The organism is Streptomyces sp. f51, from assembly GCF_037940415.1.
Classification (GTDB): Bacteria; Actinomycetota; Actinomycetes; order Streptomycetales; family Streptomycetaceae; genus Streptomyces.
The window spans coordinates 1,129,466-1,145,679 of the sequence record NZ_CP149798.1 but is presented as its reverse complement, the minus strand read 5'-3'; the positions used below and the strand labels follow the sequence as shown (position 1 = coordinate 1,145,679).

At 72.7% G+C, this 16,214-nt stretch carries 16 protein-coding genes; 7 read left to right on the top strand and 9 right to left on the bottom strand.

Annotation, left to right across the window (positions count from 1 at the left end):
* Nucleotides 1-56: 56 nt before the first annotated feature.
* Entirely contained in the window at nt 57-1,079 is a 1,023-nt protein-coding gene (locus tag WJM95_RS05140; protein ID WP_339128256.1) for a hypothetical protein, read from the bottom strand.
* A gap of 207 nt (nt 1,080-1,286) precedes the next feature.
* On the opposite strand from WJM95_RS05140, the gene argC reads away from it, so the two are divergent.
* From argC to WJM95_RS05115, 5 genes are read left to right on the top strand one after another with little or no spacing between them, the layout of a single operon-like run.
* Entirely contained in the window at nt 1,287-2,315 is a 1,029-nt protein-coding gene (gene argC, locus WJM95_RS05135; protein WP_339128255.1) for an N-acetyl-gamma-glutamyl-phosphate reductase, read from the top strand.
* Nucleotides 2,312-3,466, top strand: coding sequence for a bifunctional glutamate N-acetyltransferase/amino-acid acetyltransferase ArgJ (gene argJ / locus WJM95_RS05130; protein WP_339128254.1), 1,155 nt, complete (start codon nt 2,312-2,314; stop codon nt 3,464-3,466). Before argC ends, argJ begins: the two co-directional genes overlap by 4 nt.
* Nucleotides 3,463-4,377, top strand: a complete 915-nt coding sequence (gene argB, locus WJM95_RS05125; RefSeq protein ID WP_339128253.1) for an acetylglutamate kinase — start codon at nt 3,463-3,465, stop codon at nt 4,375-4,377. Before argJ ends, argB begins: the two co-directional genes overlap by 4 nt.
* Nucleotides 4,374-5,570: an acetylornithine transaminase gene (locus tag WJM95_RS05120; protein WP_339128252.1), complete on the top strand. Its 1,197-nt coding sequence runs from the start codon at nt 4,374-4,376 to the stop codon at nt 5,568-5,570. Before argB ends, WJM95_RS05120 begins: the two co-directional genes overlap by 4 nt.
* A 23-nt stretch (nt 5,571-5,593) precedes the next feature.
* Nucleotides 5,594-6,130, top strand: a complete 537-nt coding sequence (locus tag WJM95_RS05115; RefSeq protein WP_328454389.1) for an arginine repressor — start codon at nt 5,594-5,596, stop codon at nt 6,128-6,130.
* Nucleotides 6,131-6,209: 79 nt separating this feature from the next.
* On the opposite strand, the gene WJM95_RS05110 is transcribed toward WJM95_RS05115, so the two are convergent.
* The 5 genes from WJM95_RS05110 to WJM95_RS05090 all read right to left on the bottom strand — a co-directional run bounded on the left by WJM95_RS05110 (nt 6,210) and on the right by WJM95_RS05090 (nt 11,194).
* Nucleotides 6,210-6,947: an FAD:protein FMN transferase gene (locus WJM95_RS05110; protein ID WP_339135363.1), complete on the bottom strand. Its 738-nt coding sequence runs from the start codon at nt 6,945-6,947 to the stop codon at nt 6,210-6,212.
* Between the two features lie 46 nt (nt 6,948-6,993).
* Nucleotides 6,994-7,824: an FMN-binding protein gene (locus WJM95_RS05105; protein WP_339128251.1), complete on the bottom strand. Its 831-nt coding sequence runs from the start codon at nt 7,822-7,824 to the stop codon at nt 6,994-6,996.
* A gap of 19 nt (nt 7,825-7,843) precedes the next feature.
* The gene (locus WJM95_RS05100) at nt 7,844-9,181 is read right to left on the bottom strand and encodes a ferredoxin reductase family protein (RefSeq protein WP_339135361.1); all 1,338 of its coding nucleotides are present in this window, start codon (nt 9,179-9,181) and stop codon (nt 7,844-7,846) included.
* Between the two features lie 125 nt (nt 9,182-9,306).
* Entirely contained in the window at nt 9,307-9,828 is a 522-nt protein-coding gene (locus WJM95_RS05095) for an FMN-binding protein (protein WP_339128250.1), read from the bottom strand.
* Between the two features lie 7 nt (nt 9,829-9,835).
* Nucleotides 9,836-11,194, bottom strand: a complete 1,359-nt coding sequence (locus WJM95_RS05090) for a ferredoxin reductase family protein (RefSeq protein WP_339128249.1) — start codon at nt 11,192-11,194, stop codon at nt 9,836-9,838.
* A gap of 209 nt (nt 11,195-11,403) precedes the next feature.
* On the opposite strand from WJM95_RS05090, the gene WJM95_RS05085 reads away from it, so the two are divergent.
* Both WJM95_RS05085 and WJM95_RS05080 read left to right on the top strand, forming a co-directional pair.
* Nucleotides 11,404-12,282, top strand: coding sequence for a response regulator transcription factor (locus WJM95_RS05085; RefSeq protein WP_339128248.1), 879 nt, complete (start codon nt 11,404-11,406; stop codon nt 12,280-12,282).
* An 86-nt stretch (nt 12,283-12,368) separates the two neighbouring features.
* Complete coding sequence (locus WJM95_RS05080) at nt 12,369-13,796, top strand: HAMP domain-containing sensor histidine kinase (RefSeq protein ID WP_339135359.1); 1,428 nt, start codon at nt 12,369-12,371, stop codon at nt 13,794-13,796.
* Nucleotides 13,797-13,809: 13 nt separating this feature from the next.
* Here WJM95_RS05080 and WJM95_RS05075 read toward each other — a convergent pair whose 3' ends face one another.
* The 3 genes from WJM95_RS05075 to WJM95_RS05065 all read right to left on the bottom strand — a co-directional run bounded on the left by WJM95_RS05075 (nt 13,810) and on the right by WJM95_RS05065 (nt 16,075).
* Complete coding sequence (locus WJM95_RS05075; protein ID WP_339128247.1) at nt 13,810-14,508, bottom strand: L,D-transpeptidase family protein; 699 nt, start codon at nt 14,506-14,508, stop codon at nt 13,810-13,812.
* 3 nt (nt 14,509-14,511) lie between these two features.
* Nucleotides 14,512-15,099, bottom strand: a complete 588-nt coding sequence (locus WJM95_RS05070; RefSeq protein ID WP_339128246.1) for a pyridoxamine 5'-phosphate oxidase family protein — start codon at nt 15,097-15,099, stop codon at nt 14,512-14,514.
* 133 nt (nt 15,100-15,232) lie between these two features.
* Nucleotides 15,233-16,075, bottom strand: a complete 843-nt coding sequence (locus WJM95_RS05065) for a hypothetical protein (protein ID WP_339128245.1) — start codon at nt 16,073-16,075, stop codon at nt 15,233-15,235.
* Nucleotides 16,076-16,214: the final 139 nt, after the last annotated feature.

Sequence of the window (16,214 nt, the reverse complement as noted above, 5' to 3'; positions counted from 1 at the left end):
GCGACCGGCGGGCTCGGCCGCCGACAGGGTGCCGTACGACTCGTACGGCACCCTTTTCATGTGCCCGGGAGCCGGGTCACGTCGGTCACGGACACCGGTGCCGGCAGCGCGCCCGAGCCGATGGTGGCCGCGAGCCGGTCGGCGGACGCGGGCGTGAAGCCTCCCGAGATGTCGACGGTGCCGCCGTCGAGCCGCCGGCTGACGGACGGGGCGGAGATCACGACGCCGTCCAGGACGATGGCCAGCTCGTTCTGCGGCGGGGTGTTCATTGCCTGGCTCGCCGTGAGGGCGGAGAACTGCCGGGCGCCGGCGGAGTCGAAGCGCAGCCGTACGAGCCGGCCTCCGCTCTGCGCGTCGCGCACCGATTCGGCCGAGGTCACATGGGCTCCGTCCACGGCGGTCGGCCCCAGGGCGAACTTGGCGCGCGAGCCGGTGCCGCCGCCGTCGGTCCCGCAGGCGACGACGGACTCCCGCGCGGTGGCCTCCGTCTCGGCCGCGGGCCTCTCCCGCGCCGAGCAGTCCATCGCGGTGAAGCGTGCCTGGAGCGCCGCGTCCGACGCGTCGCCCCCGGGTGTGCCGGGCCCCGCACTCGCGCTCGCCGAACCGGCGGCACGGGGGCGCAGCCCCTCGGTGACGGCCCGCCCGTGCGTGGCGGCGGCGCTGGGCGAGGGCTGCGGCGCCGGCGTCGCGCCGACCGTCTCCTCGGCCAGGACGGGCCGGAAACCGAGCCGGCCGGACGCGCCGAGGTCCGTCAGGCTCTTCTCGTCGGCGGTGCGCCCCGTGACGGTGACCCCGCCCGCGCGCCCCTCGACGCGCACCTCGTAGAGCCCCAGCGCCTTGGCCCGCGCCCGCATGCGGTCCACGGTCCGGCGTACGTCCTCGGCCCCCAGGGGGCTCGCCCCGGCGAAGGTCACCACGGACCGCCGTGCGTCCGCCGTGACGGAGGGCGAGGCGCCGCGGGCTGCCGAGGTGCCCGCAGGCCGGTCCGCGGAGACGGAGCCCGGCCCGGAACAGGCGGCGAGCGCCGCGGCGGCGGCACAGAGGAGGAGAGCCCTGTGCGGGGCCCGGGGGAGACGCATGCCGGGGATGCTTCCAAGGCGGTGACCGCCGGCGAGGCGGATGCCGGCCTTTGACCGGAATTCATCGCGATGGCCCGCGCAATTCTTTCGGGCCCGATCGTGTGGTGCCCGAACGGAGAGGGCGTCACGGTGGCGGGGCGGCGGGGGAACAGGATTGCATAAACGTGCAGCGATACGTATAGTCATGCCATCCAAGAGGAGGGTTCCATGACGATGCGTGCGGCGGTGGCGGGAGCGAGCGGGTATGCGGGCGGGGAACTGCTGCGCCTGCTCCTGGCACACCCCGGGATCGAGATCGGCGCCCTGACCGGCAACTCCAACGCGGGCCGGCGGCTCGGCGGGATCCAGCCCCATCTGCTGCCGCTCGCGGACCGCGTCCTGACCGAGACCACCGCCGAGGAGCTGCGCGGCCACGACGTCGTGTTCCTCGCGCTGCCCCACGGGCAGTCCGCCGAGGTCGCCGAACAGCTCGGCCCCGACGTCCTCGTCATCGACATGGGCGCCGACTTCCGGCTGAAGGACCCGGCCGACTGGGAACGGTTCTACGGTTCCGCCCACGCCGGTACCTGGCCCTACGGCCTCCCCGAACTGCCGGGTGCCCGTGCCGCGCTGGAGGGGTCCAAGCGCATCGCGGTACCCGGTTGCTACCCGACGGCCGCCACGCTGGCCCTCTTCCCCGCCTACGGGGCGGGACTCGCCGAGGCCGAGGCCGTGATCGTCGCCGCCTCCGGCACCTCGGGCGCGGGCAAGGCGCCCAAGGCCCACCTGCTCGGCAGCGAGGTCATGGGATCGATGAGCCCGTACGGCGTCGGCGGCGTCCACCGGCACACCCCGGAGATGATCCAGAACCTCACGGCCGCCGCCGGTGAACCCGTCACGGTCTCCTTCACCCCCACCCTCGCGCCCATGCCCCGCGGCATCCTCGCCACGTGCAGCGCCAAGGCGAAGCCCGGCGTCACCGCCGAGTCCGTCCGGGCCGCCTACGAGAAGGCCTTCGCCGACGAGCCGTTCGTCCACCTGCTGCCCGAGGGGCAGTGGCCGGCCACGGCGTCCGTCCACGGTTCCAACGCCGTTCAGGTCCAGGTCGCGTACGACGCCGCCGCGCACCGCATCATCGCGATCAGCGCCATCGACAACCTCACCAAGGGCACCGCGGGCGGTGCCGTCCAGAGCATGAACCTCGCCCTCGGCCTCCCCGAGGACCTGGGGCTCTCCACGATCGGAGTCGCACCGTGAGTGTCACGGCAGCACAGGGATTCACTGCGTCCGGCGTAGCCGCCGGGATCAAGGCGAACGGCAACCCGGACCTGGCCCTCGTGGTCAACACCGGGCCCCGCCGCGCCGCCGCGGGTGTCTTCACCTCCAACCGTGTGAAGGCCGCGCCGGTCCTGTGGTCGGAACAGGTCCTCAAGAGCGGCGAGTTGACCGCCGTCGTCCTCAACTCGGGCGGCGCCAACGCCTGTACGGGCCCCAAGGGCTTCCAGGACACCCACGCCACCGCCGAGAAGGCCGCCGAGGCGCTCGGTGGCATCGGCGCGGGCGGTGTCGCCGTGTGCTCCACCGGCCTCATCGGCGTCCTGCTCCCGATGGACAAGCTCCTTCCGGGCATCGACCTGGCCGTCGCCCAACTCGGCCCGCACGGCGGCGAGAAGGCCGCCATCGCCATCAAGACCACCGACACCGTGCACAAGACCTCGGTGGTGACCGGGCAGGGCTGGACGGTCGGCGGCATGGCCAAGGGCGCCGGCATGCTCGCACCCGGCCTCGCCACCATGCTCGTCGTGCTCACCACCGACGCGGACGTGGACAGCGCCTCGCTCGACCGGGCGCTGCGCGACGCCACCCGCACCACCTTCGACCGGGTCGACTCCGACGGCTGCATGTCCACCAACGACACCGTGCTGCTGCTCGCCTCCGGAGCCAGTGGAGTCACCCCGGACCAGGCGGAGTTCGCCGAGGCCGTCCGCGCGGTGTGCGACGACCTGGGCCAGCAGCTCATCCGGGACGCCGAAGGGGCCAGCAAGGACATCAAGGTCGAGGTGGTCAACGCCGCGTCCGAGGACGACGCCGTCGAGGTGGGCCGCTCCATCGCCCGCAACAACCTCCTCAAGTGCGCGATCCACGGCGAGGACCCCAACTGGGGCCGGGTCCTGTCCGCCATCGGCACCACCCGGGCCGCCTTCGAGCCCGACCGGCTCAACGTGGCCATCAACGGCGTGTGGGTCTGCAAGAACGGCGGCGTCGGCGAGGACCGCGACAAGGTCGACATGCGCTACCGCGAGGTCCACGTCGTCGCCGACCTCGCCGCCGGCGACGCGACCGCCACGATCTGGACCAACGACCTCACCGCCGACTACGTCCACGAGAACAGCGCGTACTCCTCATGAGCAATCCGACCCGCAAGCACACCGCCCTGCCCAAGGCACAGATCCTCATCGAGGCGCTGCCCTGGCTCACCCGGCACCGCGGCAAGACCGTCGTCGTCAAGTTCGGCGGCAACGCCATGATCGACACCGAGCTCAAGGCCGCCTTCGCCCAGGACATCGTCTTCCTGCACCACGCGGGCCTCAGGCCGGTCGTCGTGCACGGCGGCGGACCGCAGATCAGCGCGGCCCTCGACCGGCACGGCATCGTCAGCGAGTTCAAGGCCGGTCTGCGCGTCACCACCGAGGACGCGATGGACGTGGTCCGCATGGTGCTGGCCGGACAGGTCCAGCGCGAGCTCGTCGGACTGCTCAACGAGCACGGCCCGCTCGCCGTCGGCATCACCGGCGAGGACGCGCACACCATCACCGCCACCAAGCACCAGCCACGGATCGACGGCGAGTTGGTCGACATCGGGCGGGTGGGCGAGATCACCGCGATCGACACGGGCGCGATCGAGGCACTGCTCGCCGACGGCCGCATCCCGGTCGTCTCCTCGATCGCCCGGAGCCAGGACGACGGACATGTCTACAACGTCAATGCTGATACGGCGGCTGCGGCACTCGCTGCCGCACTGGGTGCCGAGACCCTCATGGTCCTCACGGACGTCGAGGGACTGTACGAGGACTGGCCCGACAGCGACGAGGTGATCAGCCGCCTCACCGCGTCCGAGCTGGAGAAGCTGCTTCCCGAGCTCGCCAGCGGCATGGTGCCGAAGATGGAGGGGTGCCTGCACGCCGTACGCAACGGCGTCACCACCGCCCGTGTCATCGACGGCCGGGTCCAGCACTCGATCCTGCTGGAGATCTTCACCGACGAGGGCATCGGCACGATGGTCGTGCCGGACGACGAGGAAGCGGGGCACGCGGAATGACCGGCAGCCTGACGAACGCGGAGCTCACCCGGCGGTGGCAGGGCTCGCTCATGGACAACTACGGCACCCCGCGGCTGCCGCTCGTCCGCGGAGCCGGGAGCAGGCTGTGGGACGCCGACGGCAACGAGTACCTCGACTTCGTCGGCGGCATCGCGGTCAACGCCCTCGGACACGGGCACCCGGCGATCGTCGAGGCCGTGAGCCGGCAGATCGGCTCCCTCGGCCATGTCTCCAACCTCTTCATCGCCGAACCGCCCGTCGCCCTCGCCGAACGGCTGCTCCAGCTCTTCGGCCGCGAGGGCCGGGTGTACTTCTGCAACTCGGGCGCCGAGGCAAACGAGGGCGCGTTCAAGATCGGCCGGCTGACCGGGCGGACCCACATGGTCGCCACCACCGGCGGCTTCCACGGACGGACCATGGGCGCCCTCGCGCTCACCGGTCAGTCCGGCAAGCGCGAGCCCTTCCTGCCACTGCCCGGCGACGTCACGCACGTCCCGTACGGCGACGCGCAGGCCCTCGCCGAGGCGGTCACCGAGGACACCGCACTGGTGATCATCGAGCCGATCCAGGGCGAGAACGGCGTCGTCGTCCCGCCCCCGGGTTATCTGAAGGCGGCCCGCGCCATCACCGCGGCCCACGGTGCCCTGCTCGTCCTGGACGAGGTGCAGACCGGAATCGGCCGCACCGGCCACTGGTTCGAGTACCAGGCCCACGAAGGCGTCCTGCCCGACGTCGTCACGCTCGCCAAGGGCCTCGGCGGAGGACTGCCGCTCGGCGCCACCGTCGCCTTCGGCCGCGCCGCCGCACTGCTGGAGCCGGGGCACCACGGAACCACCTTCGGCGGCAACCCGGTCGTCTGCGCCGCCGGACTCGCCGTGCTCGACACGATCGACTCCGAGGGCCTCCTGGAGAACGTCAAGCGCGCCGGCGGGAAACTGCGGGACGGGATCGAGGGATCCGGCCATCCACTGATCGGCCATGTCCGGGGTGCGGGACTGCTCCTGGGTATCGTGCTCACCGAGCCGCTCGCGCCCCAGGTGCAGAAGGCGGCTCAGGACGCCGGTCTCCTGGTGAACGCGCCCGCACCCGATGTCGTACGGCTGATGCCGCCGCTGAACCTCGGCGACGACGAGGTGGACGCGTTCCTCCGGGCCCTTCCCGGCGTCCTCGACGCAGCCAACGGGGACGGGTGATCCAGGGAAATGGGACGACGACGATGAGTCAGGCGCAGGACCACGAGCACGCAGGGCCTGCCGTGCCGCAGACCCGCACCGCACGCCACCGCCGGATCGTGGACATCCTCAACCGGCAACCAGTGCGCTCGCAGAGCCAGTTGGCGAAGCTCCTCGCCGACGACGGGCTGAACGTCACCCAGGCGACGCTCTCCCGGGACCTCGACGAGCTCAACGCGGTGAAGATCCGCAACAACGACGGCGACCTCATCTACGCGGTGCCCAGCGAGGGCGGATTCCGCACCCCGCGCGCGCCCCTGGGGGAGTCGGCGAAGGAGGAGCGGATGCGCCGGCTCTCCTCGGAGCTGCTGATCTCCGCGGAGGCCTCGGCGAACCTCGTGGTCCTGCGCACCCCGCCGGGCGCGGCGCAGTTCCTCGCCTCGGCGATCGACCAGGCGGAGCTGCACGACGTCCTCGGCACGATCGCGGGGGACGACACCCTCATGCTGATCAGCCGCGATCCGACGGGCGGTCAGGCACTGGCCGATCATCTGCTGCGACTCGCCCAGAACGACCACTGACCCGTACGACAGGGAGGCGCGCCCCGCTCCGGGGCGCGCCTCCCTGCCGTGGGCCCCGGCTCGGTGCGGGGGCCGGCGGTCAGCCCAGACGCCGGGCGAGTCCTCCCGTGCACCGGACCTCGTTGCCGGCCGTGATGAGCAGCGCCTCCACGTCCGGGAGCGACTCCAGCCAGTCGAGGCCCGTCCGCGAGCCCATCGCGAAGGCCGCGGTCGCCCAGGCGTCCACCCAGGTCAGACGGGGGCCCACCACGGTCACGGCCAGCAGGTCGGTGACCGCCGACTTCCCCGTGCGCGGGTCGACGATATGGGCGCCGCGTTCGGCGGTGCCCGAGGTGGCGACGGCCAGCTCGTCGACGCCGGCCGCGGAGATCACGGCGGCCAGCGAGCCCGGACGCAGCGGGTCGGACACGCCCACCCGCCAGGGGCGGTGCGGTCCGGGGACACCGCGCAGCTGGACGTCACCGCCGCCGTTGACACTCACTCCGCTCACGCCGGCCGCGGCGAGGTGCCGGGCCGCGCGCTCCGCCGCCCAGCCCTTGACGATCCCGGTGGGATCGATCCGCCCCTCGTAACGGGTGCTGAACCAGCCGTCGCTGACACGCTCGGCCTCGGCGCCGAGGCCCAGGACCTCGGCGACCTCCGGATCGCACTCCTCGACGGTGAGTTCCCCGCGGGCCAGCCGGGAGATCTGGCTGTCCTCGCGGTAGGTGCTGAACACCGCGTCCACGCGGTGGAGTCCGGCGATCGCCTCGCCCAACGCCGTGCGCACGGCCTCGGGTTCGCCGCCGCGCACGTCGAAGGAGAAGACGGTGCCCATCACCTCCTCGGCGTGGCGCAGTTCCTGGGGCGCGTCCTGCGCGGGCTCAGACACCGGCCTTGTCCAGGGCCGACTGGAGGGACTCCTTGTAGCCCTCGCTGGTGTAGGTGGCGCCGGAGACGCTGTCGATGTGGGCGCTGCCGGCCGCGACGGCCTCCCCGTTGAGCTTGGGCACGGCGAGAGCGGTCTTCTGGTCGCTGAGCCCGCCCTTGGGGGCCTGGACCGCCTCGGCCTTGGTGATCTTCTTGCCGGAGAGGGTGAGCCGGACCTGTACGGGTCCGTACTGGGTGTCGGACACGGTCCCGGTGACGACGCGGGCCTGAGCGGCCGGGGCCGCGGGGGCCTTGCCCGAGGACCCGGCGGACCCGGCGGACCCGGAAGAGCCGGCCGACCCGGAGGAGGCCGGCGCCCCGCCCGCCTTCTTCGCCTTGTCCAGAGCGGACTGGAGGGACTTCTTGTAACCGCCGCTGGTGTAGGTCGCTCCCGAGACGGAGTCGATGTCGGCGCTCTGCGCCGTGACGGCCTCCTGGTTGAGCTTGGGCACCGAGAGCGCGGTCTTCTGGTCGCTGGTCCCGCCCTTGGGCGCCTGGACCGCGTCCGCCTTGGTGATCTTGCCGCCGCTCATCGTCAGCCGCACCTGGACCGGCCCGTACTCGGTCTGCACCACGTCACCGAGGACGGTGGCGGCACCCGCCTGCTCGGCGGTGCCGCGCTGGGGCGCGCCCTGAGCGGCACCGCTCTGCTGGGGCACCGCGCCGGCCTGCGCCGACGCGGCGGCCGGGTCGGAGGCCGGCTTGAGCGCCAGCAGCAGCACGATCCCGGACACGGTGGCGGCGCTGGCCAGCACGAAGCGCCGTATGGGGTGATTCTTCTTCATCGTTCCTGACTCCCGTCGCTCACATCTCGAACGACTCGTGATGGATGCGGCGGGCGGGGACCCCCGCGCCGCGCAGTGCCGCGTACACCTCCTGGGCGAAGCCCGGCGGCCCGCACATGAAGACGTCGTGGCGGTCTATGTCGGGCAGCTTGCGGCGCAGGGAGTCCGCGGAGATGTCCGGCCGTTCGCCCTCGGGGCTGTTGACCGCGTACATCAGACGCGCCCCGCGCTCCTTGGAGATGGCGGCCAGTTCGTCCCACAGGGCCAGGTCCTGGGTGGTGTTGGCCCGGTAGAGCAGGGTGAGGTCGCCGGAGGCGCCGGGGAGGGTCTCGAACAGCGCCCGCATCGGGGTGATGCCGACACCGCCCGCCACCAGGAGCACCTTGCCGCGGCTGCGCTTGCCGGCGGTCAGGGCGCCGTACGGGCCCTCGGCCCAGACCCGGGTGCCCGGCTCCAGGTCGCGCAGGGCGGCGCTGTGGTCGCCGATCGCCTTCACCGTGATGCGCAGCATGTTGGGGCGCGGGGCCGCCGACAGCGAGTACGGGTGGGAGCTGAAGCGCATGCCCGGCGCCAGGAAGCGCCACCGGAAGAACTGTCCGGCCTCGGCACCCATCCGGTGCAGCTTGCGTCCGCTGATCAGCACCGACACGATGCCGGGCGTCTCCTCGATGACGGCCTGGACCCGCATCCGGTGCTTCAGGTTCAGCCGGACCGGAGAAAGGATTCGGTACCAGATGACCAGCGCGGTCACCGAACCGTAGAGCCCGTACCAGACGGTCTTGGCGACGGGCTCCACCGCGAAGTCGTTGCCGGTGGACAGCTGGTGCCAGAACGTCAGGAACACCGCGGCGTACGTCAGCAGGTGGACGTGGTACCAGGTGTCGTACGGGATCAGCCGGCGCAGCCAGCCGACGGAGATGAAGCCGATGAGCACGAGCAGGCCCGTGCCGATCGCGGCCTTGCCCATGTCGGGCAGCTGGTTGACCGAGTCGACGGTCTGCTGCACGATCCCGCCGAGCCCCTTGCCGGACTGGAGGGCGTAGCCCCACATCGTCAGGAAGAGATGGGCGAGGACCATGCAGATGGTGTAGCGGCCGGTCATCGCGTGCCAGCGCGCCACCCGGTCGGATCCCACACGGCGTTCGAGGGCGGGGACGCGGGCCATCTGGAGCACCACGAGCGCCATCAGATACCCGGCGAGCAGCCCGGTGATGCGGCCGGCGTTGAGGATCCTGCCGTTGTTGTCCGCGATGGACGGGGTGTTGTTCCACCACAGCCACAGGACGGCGGCGGCACCGGCCCAGACGGCGATCAGCAGCGGGACGGCGGGCGAGCGGCGAGGGCGGATTCGGCGCATGGTCTGGCGCCGCGCGGCGCGACCACCGGCGATCGTGGACACGGTTCCTCCGTGTTCGTCCTGGAGAGACGGGGTGAGGGGAGTGGCCCCCTGGCCCAGAGATACGGTCCGCGACGCGCGTGCGTTCAGAGGCCGGCCGAGTCGAGTGCGGACTGGAGTGACTGCTTGTATCCGTCGCTCGTGTAGGTGGCTCCGGACACCGAGTCGATCTGCGCACTCTGCGCGGCCAGTGTCTCGCGCCTGAGCTGGGGAATCGCGTAACTGTTGATCTCCTGGTCCCGGGGATTTCCCGAAGGACGGGCGACCGCCGCGGACTCGGTGATCCGGCCGTCCTTCAGCGTGATCCGCACCTGGACCGGACCCCAACGGGTCTGCACCGCATCGCCGGTGACGGTCCGGGCGGCCCCCGTGCTCTTCGAACCGCCGGACGTTCCCGAGGAGTTCCCGGACGAGCCGCCGGGTGACGAGGACGAGGACGAGGGGGCGGAGGAGGACGAGGAGGGGGAGCGCCCCACGGACGACGGGGCGCCCGCCGCGGTGGGCGCCGTGTGCGGCTTCAGCGACAGCAGCAGGACGAATCCGGTGACCGTGGCGGCGGCGGCCAGCGTCACCCGGCGCAGCGGACGGTTCTTCTTCAGGGCGTGCACGGCGGCCTCACAGTTCGAACGACTCGTGGTGGATGCGGCGGTCGGGGACACCCGCCGCGCGCAGCGCCCCGTACAGGTCCCGCGCCATCGCGGGGGGCCCGCAGAGGTAGACGTCGTGCTCGGCGAGGTCCGGGACGGCCCCGCGCAGCGAGTCGGCGGTGAACCGCGGACGGCTGCCGTCGGCGCCGTTGAGCGCGTACAGGACGCGGGCCCCGCGCCACCGCGCGATGTCCTCCAGTTCGCCGCCGAGCACCAGGTCCTCGGCCGTGCGCGCCCGGTAGAGCAGCGTGACCTGGCCGGGCAGTGTCTCGAACAGGGCGCGCAGCGGTGTGATCCCGACACCGCCCGCGACGAGCAGGGCCTTCGACGTACTGCTGCGGTCCGCGGTCAGCGAGCCGTAGGGGCCCTCCGCCCACACCCGGGTGCCGGGCCGCAGCATCCCCACGGCCGCGCTGTGGTCGCCGAGCGCCTTCACCGTGATCCGCATCAGGTCCGGCCGGGGCGGCGCCGACAGGGAGTACGGCGTCGACGTCCACCGCATGCCGTCCGCGAGGAACCGCCAGCGGAAGAACTGGCCCGCCCGCGCGTTCAGTTCGTCCAGGCGCTCCCCGCGGATCACCACGGAGAAGACCCCGGGGGACTCCCGGTGCACGGAGTCCACGCGCAGCCGGTGGCGCCGGTTGAGCCGCACCGGGGCGAGCAGCCGGAACCACACCACGAGCGCGGCCGTGCCGAGGTACAGGGTGTACCAGGCCGCGCGCGCCGCCGGGTCGCCGACGAAGTCGGAGCCGAGGGCGAGCTGGTGGAAGAAGGCCAGGAAGACCGCCACGTACGTCAGCAGATGCACGTGGTACCAGAACTCGTGGCTGATCCGGCGGCGGGCCAGGCGGGCCGAGGTGATCCCGACGGCGAACAGGATGACCGTGCCGGTCGTCGCCTTGAGCATGTCCGGGTAGTCGAGCACCACGCTCAGCGTCTCGTGCACGACGCCCGTGCCGTCCTGGGCGGCGTAGCCGAAGAGGATCAGCGTGACGTGCGCGACCAGCAGGCAGACCGTGTAGCGGCCGGCCATCGCGTGCCAGCGGGCCACCCGGTCGCTTCCGACCCGCCGCTCCAGGAGCGGCACCCGGGCCATGAGCGCCACCAGGACGGCGCAGCTGTAGCCGCACAGCAGCCCGGCGATCCGTCCGGCGTCCGTCAGCCAGCCGGCCGTGCCCACCACCGAAGGGGTGTCCGTCCACCACAGGGCGAGGACACCGGCCGCTCCGGCCCACAGCAGGGCGAGCAGCGGTCCCGCGGGGGAGGGCCGGGGCCGCCCGCGTCCTCGTGCCGTGCGCGGGTCGGCCCGCTCGTACACCGTGGTCATCTGTCCGTCCTTCTTCCTGCGTCCGGAGGGAAACTCTGCGTCGTGAACCTCTGAGGACGCTCTGAACGAGCCCGTTCCGGGCGGACTCACAGCGAACTGAGAGCGTCGCGGGAGACCGGGGGAGACGCGGGGAGCGGGATTCTCGGGGGAGAGGGGACTCAGAGGAAACTCAGAGGCCGTGAGGCGGGGAGCGGCCCCCGTCAGGAGCGATGCTGGAAGACGACATGAACACTCCCACCCCAGACCCCGAGGTCACGCCGGCCCGACCCGCGGGCGCGGACGGCACCCCGGACCCCGCCGCCCCGGAGCCCCCCGCCACCGACGCCCCCGGGAACGGCGCCGTCCGCTCGCGCGGGGCAGGCAGGGCGCCGACGCTCACCCGGCCCGACGGCACGCCCGTGCGGGTCCTCGTCGTCGACGACGACCCGGATCTGGCCGAGGTCCTCTCCGGCGCGCTGCGCTACGAGGGCTGGGAGGTCCGTACCGCCTGCGACGGCGTCTCGGCCGCCGCGGGGGCGCGCGAGCTGCTGCCCGACGCCGTCGTCCTGGACGTGATGCTCCCCGACACCGACGGCTTCGCCGTGCTGCGCGACCTGCACACCGTGCTGCCGGGCGTCTGCGTCCTGTTCCTCACCGCCCGGGACGCGGTGGAGGACCGTATCGCCGGCATCACCGCGGGCGGCGACGACTACGTCACCAAGCCGTTCAGCCTGGAGGAGGTCGTCGCCCGGCTGCGCGGACTGCTCCGCCGCGCCGGCATGGCCCGCCGCGTGGACGAGGGCCCGCGGCTCGTCGTCGGGGACCTGGCGATGGACGAGGAGGCCCGGGAGGTGACCCGGGGCGGCGACCTGATCGAGCTGTCGCCGACCGAGTTCGAGCTGCTGCGCTTCCTGATGCGCAATCCGCGCCGGGTGCTCAGCAAGGCACAGATCCTCGACCGCGTCTGGTCCTACGACTTCGGAGGCCAGGCCCATGTCGTGGAGCTCTACATCTCGTATCTGCGCAAGAAGGTCGACGCGGGCCGGGATCCGATGATCCACACGGTCCGGGGCGCCGGGTACGTCATCAAGCCGGCGGCGGGCCGGTGAAGCCGGGCACGCCGAGGACGGCCGGATCCGGACGCCGGTGGAAGCGGCCGTCGGCGGTCCTGCGCGCGCTGCCGCGCCCCCGCACGATGCGGGCCCGCCTCACCGCCGGACTCCTGGTCCTCCTCACCGTCAGCTGCGCGGCCGTCGGCCTGGCCGCTGTCTACGAACTGGACGGCTTCCTGACCGGCCGCCTCGACCAGCAGCTCCAGGAGGCCGGACCCCGGTTCCCCGCGAGCCTGGAGCACAGCACGACCAAACCGTCCGACCACGACGGCGACGAGCACGGCGACACCCGGCGCCAGAGCACCGGCACCTTCGGGGCACGGCTGGTCGGCGGCGAGGTCACCAACGCCGCCGTCGTGCCGCCGGGCTCCGGCACCGCAGTCCGGAACGTGGAGCCGACCGCCCGCGACGAGAGCGTCCTGGCCGCGGTCCCGGCGGACGGCCACGCCCACACCGTCTGTCTGTCGGGTCTGGGCGACTACCGCGTCCTGGCGGCGCCCGGCAAGGACGGCGACGTCCTGATCACCGGACTGCCGACCGAACCGGTCGACGCGGCCGTCCACCGGCTGGAACTCGTCGCCTCCCTGGTCTTCGGCGTGGCCCTCGTGGTCGCAGGGGTCGCCGGCGCCCTGTGGGTCCGCTTCTCGCTCCGGCCGCTGAACCGGGTCGCCGCGACCGCCACCCGGGTCAGCGAACTCCCACTCGCCAGCGGCGAGGTGGCACTGCCTCCACGGGCGCCCGAGTCGGACCCGCGCAGCGAGGTGGGCCGGGTCGCCGCCGCCTTCAACCGCATGCTCGGCCATGTCGAGGACGCGCTCACCAAGCGGCACGCGAGCGAGGAGCGGCTGCGCACCTTCGCCGCCGACGCCAGCCACGAGCTGCGCACCCCGGTCGCCTCCGTCCGCGGCCACGCCGAGCTCGCGCTGCTGCACCCCGGCCCGGTGCCCCCGAAGGTGACGCGCGCCCTGGAACGGATCGCCGCCGAGTCGGCGCGCATGGGCGAGATGGTCGACGACCTGCTCCTGCTCGCCCGCCTCGACGCCGGCCGTCCGCTGGAGCGCCTTCCCGTCGACCTCACCCTCCTCGTCCTCGACGCCGTCACCGACGCCCGTGCGGCGGGCCCCGGCCACCGCTGGGTCCTGGAACTGGCGGAGGAGCCGGTGACGGTGACGGGCGACGCCCACCGGCTCCAGCAGGTGTCGGCCAACCTGCTGGCCAACGCCCGGGTCCACACGCCGGTGGGCACCCGGGTGACGGTGTCCCTGGAGCAGTCGGGGAAGGAGGCCGTGCTGACGGTCCGCGACGACGGACCAGGGATCCCCGAGGACGTCAGGCCCGGTGTCTTCGAGCGCTTCACCCGGGCCGACCGGCGCCGCGCCGACGGCTCCGGCAGCGGGGCGGGGCTCGGCCTGTCGATCGTGGCGGCCGTGGTCGAGGCCCACGACGGCACGGTCACCCTGGAGAGCCGTCCGGGAGCGACGGTCTTCACGGTCAGGCTCCCCGCGGCCTGACCGGGATCACCCGTCAGTACCGGGTGAGGGCCGTCTCCCCGCCCGTCGTGCCGATGACGATGTGCGGTCCGCGCGCCGGATCGGCCCACGCGAGGATCCTCCGCATCGCGTCCTCGGGCACGGACACGCACCCGGCCGTGGGCCCGCTCCCGTCGACGTGAAGGAAGATCCCCGCGCCGCGCCCCCGCACCGGCCGCTCGTAGTTGAAGCCGACGACGAGGGCGTACGCGTACTGCCCGGCGTAGCCGATCAGGTGCTCGGACTCCGCGGCCCGGCAGTCCGCCGGGCGCGGCTCGGTCCACCGGTTGTACGACCGGGAGGCGTTGTCCTGGCACCACCAGGAGTCCTGGTGCACCCGGCGGTAGGGCATCGCGGTCCTCTCCGGTGCCGCCCGGATCCCGAACGCGTACGGCAGTTCGTACAGCCCGGTGGGTGTCGTGTTCGTGCCCTGGCGCCGGGCCCCGCCCTCGACGAGTCCGCGCGCCCCGAACCGCGCGGGCGCGGAGCCGGCCCGCACCCAGCGTCCGCCCCGCAGGTCCCACCAGGACAGGGTCCCCGAGGTCGCGTCCGCGCGCGGCGCCTCGGCGGTGACGAGCTGGGACCCGCCGCCGGTGTCGGCCAGCCGCGCGGGCAGGACGGCGACCGGCGGCGGCCCGCTCGGGGCCAGGGCGAACAGGGACGCGGACGCGAGGACGGCGGCTCCGAGGCGCATGGCTCAGACCGTACTGGGGGGCAATGGCAGCGGCAGCCCGGGAAGTCCGTCCAGGCTGGTCGCGATGTGCTCCTTCTTGGTGAAGTACGCGCTCAGTGAGGCGTCGTCCTCGCGCGCGAACCGCTTGCCGTGCAGGTCGCGATCCTCCTCGTAGGACATGAAGGGCACCGCGTAGCCGCAGCTGTCGCGGACGAGTTCGGCGGTCACGACGATGATCGCGCGCAGCCCGTGCAGGGCCGGGTCGATGTCGCCGAAGTGGGTGAGGAGCTCCTTGAAGCGCGGGTCGTCGCGGAAGACGGGCTCGCCGCGGCCGTGCACCCGGACGATGTTGGGCGGGCCCTGGAAGGCGCACCACATCAGGGTGATCCGGCCGTTCTCGCGGAGATGGGCGATCGTCTCCGCGGTGCTCCCGGCGAAGTCCAGATAGGCCACGGTCAGTTCGTCGAGAACGGCGAACGAACCCGTGAGCCCTTTGGGTGAGAGGTTGACCGTGCCGTCCCCGGACAGCGGTGCGGTCGCGGTGAAGAACAGGGGCTGCGCCTCGATGAAGGTGCGGAGGCGGCCGTCGATGCGCTCATAGGTCTTTCCCATGTCTAACGATTATCGGGGAAAGTCCTTCGTCTGTCTAAGGGATTGCGGGTTCCGGCGGCGCCGTTCAGGGACACCGCCGGAACCCGTGGCCCGCCCCGGCCGGCGTTGACGGGGCGGGCGCTTCGCCGTCAGGTCACTTGGTGAGCGTGCAGGCGGCCAGGGTGTCCAGGCCGGTGGGCTTGGCGGCGGTGCGGCCGATGGAGATGGCGATGCGGTCGATGGTGGAGACCCGCTTGTCCTTGAGGGGGCCGAGGATCGCGTTCTGGACGAAGTTGGGGCCGCCCTGTCCGACGGTGTCGACCAGTCGCTTGTTCGCCTCGGCGATCTGGGTGTTCAGCAGGGCGAGGTTCCGGTCGACCTCGGCCTTCGCGGAGGCCGGGACGGCGGGCAGCTGCGAGGCGACGTCCGGGCAGGTGATGGTGCCCGCTGCGGTGGCCGCACCCGATCCGGAGGCGGCTCCGCCCGCCTGCGCGGTGGCCGGCGCGCTCGGCGCGGCGGAGGCGGCACCCGTGCCGCCGGCGGCCGCGCCGCCCGCGCCGTTGAGCGTGCAGGGGGCGAGCGCGTCCAGCCCCTGCGGCTTGGCGGCGGTGCGCCCGATGGCCGTCGCGATCCGGTTGACGGTGGCGACCCGCTTGTCCTTCAGGGGGCCGAGGATCGCGTTCTGGACGAAGTTGGGCCCGCCCTGTCCGACGGTGTCGACCAGTCGCTTGTTCGCCTCGGCGATCTGGGTGTTCAGCAGGGCGAGGTTCCGGTCGACCTCGGCCTTCGCGGAGGCCGGGATCGCGGGCAGGCTCGGGGCGACGGCCGGGCAGTTCACCGTGTTCGCGGCGGCCTTCGTCGTGGCGTTCTGCGCGGTGTTGTGCGTCTCGCCCGCCAGGGCGCTGCCGGTGATCACCGCCGCGGACAGCACCACGGCGGAGGCTCCGCCGATCATCACGACGCGCCGCTTGTTGTACTTCGCAAGAGCCCTGGACATGCGGAATCCTCACTCGGGTCGGGGGTGGACGACCACCCGGCGTTCGGCCGGTCGGCCAATGTCCGTGTGTCTGCCGTGCGTGAACGCGGCGCCTGCGTTCAGCGGGAGATACGCGGAAACGATTACGAGCGTTCAGTCC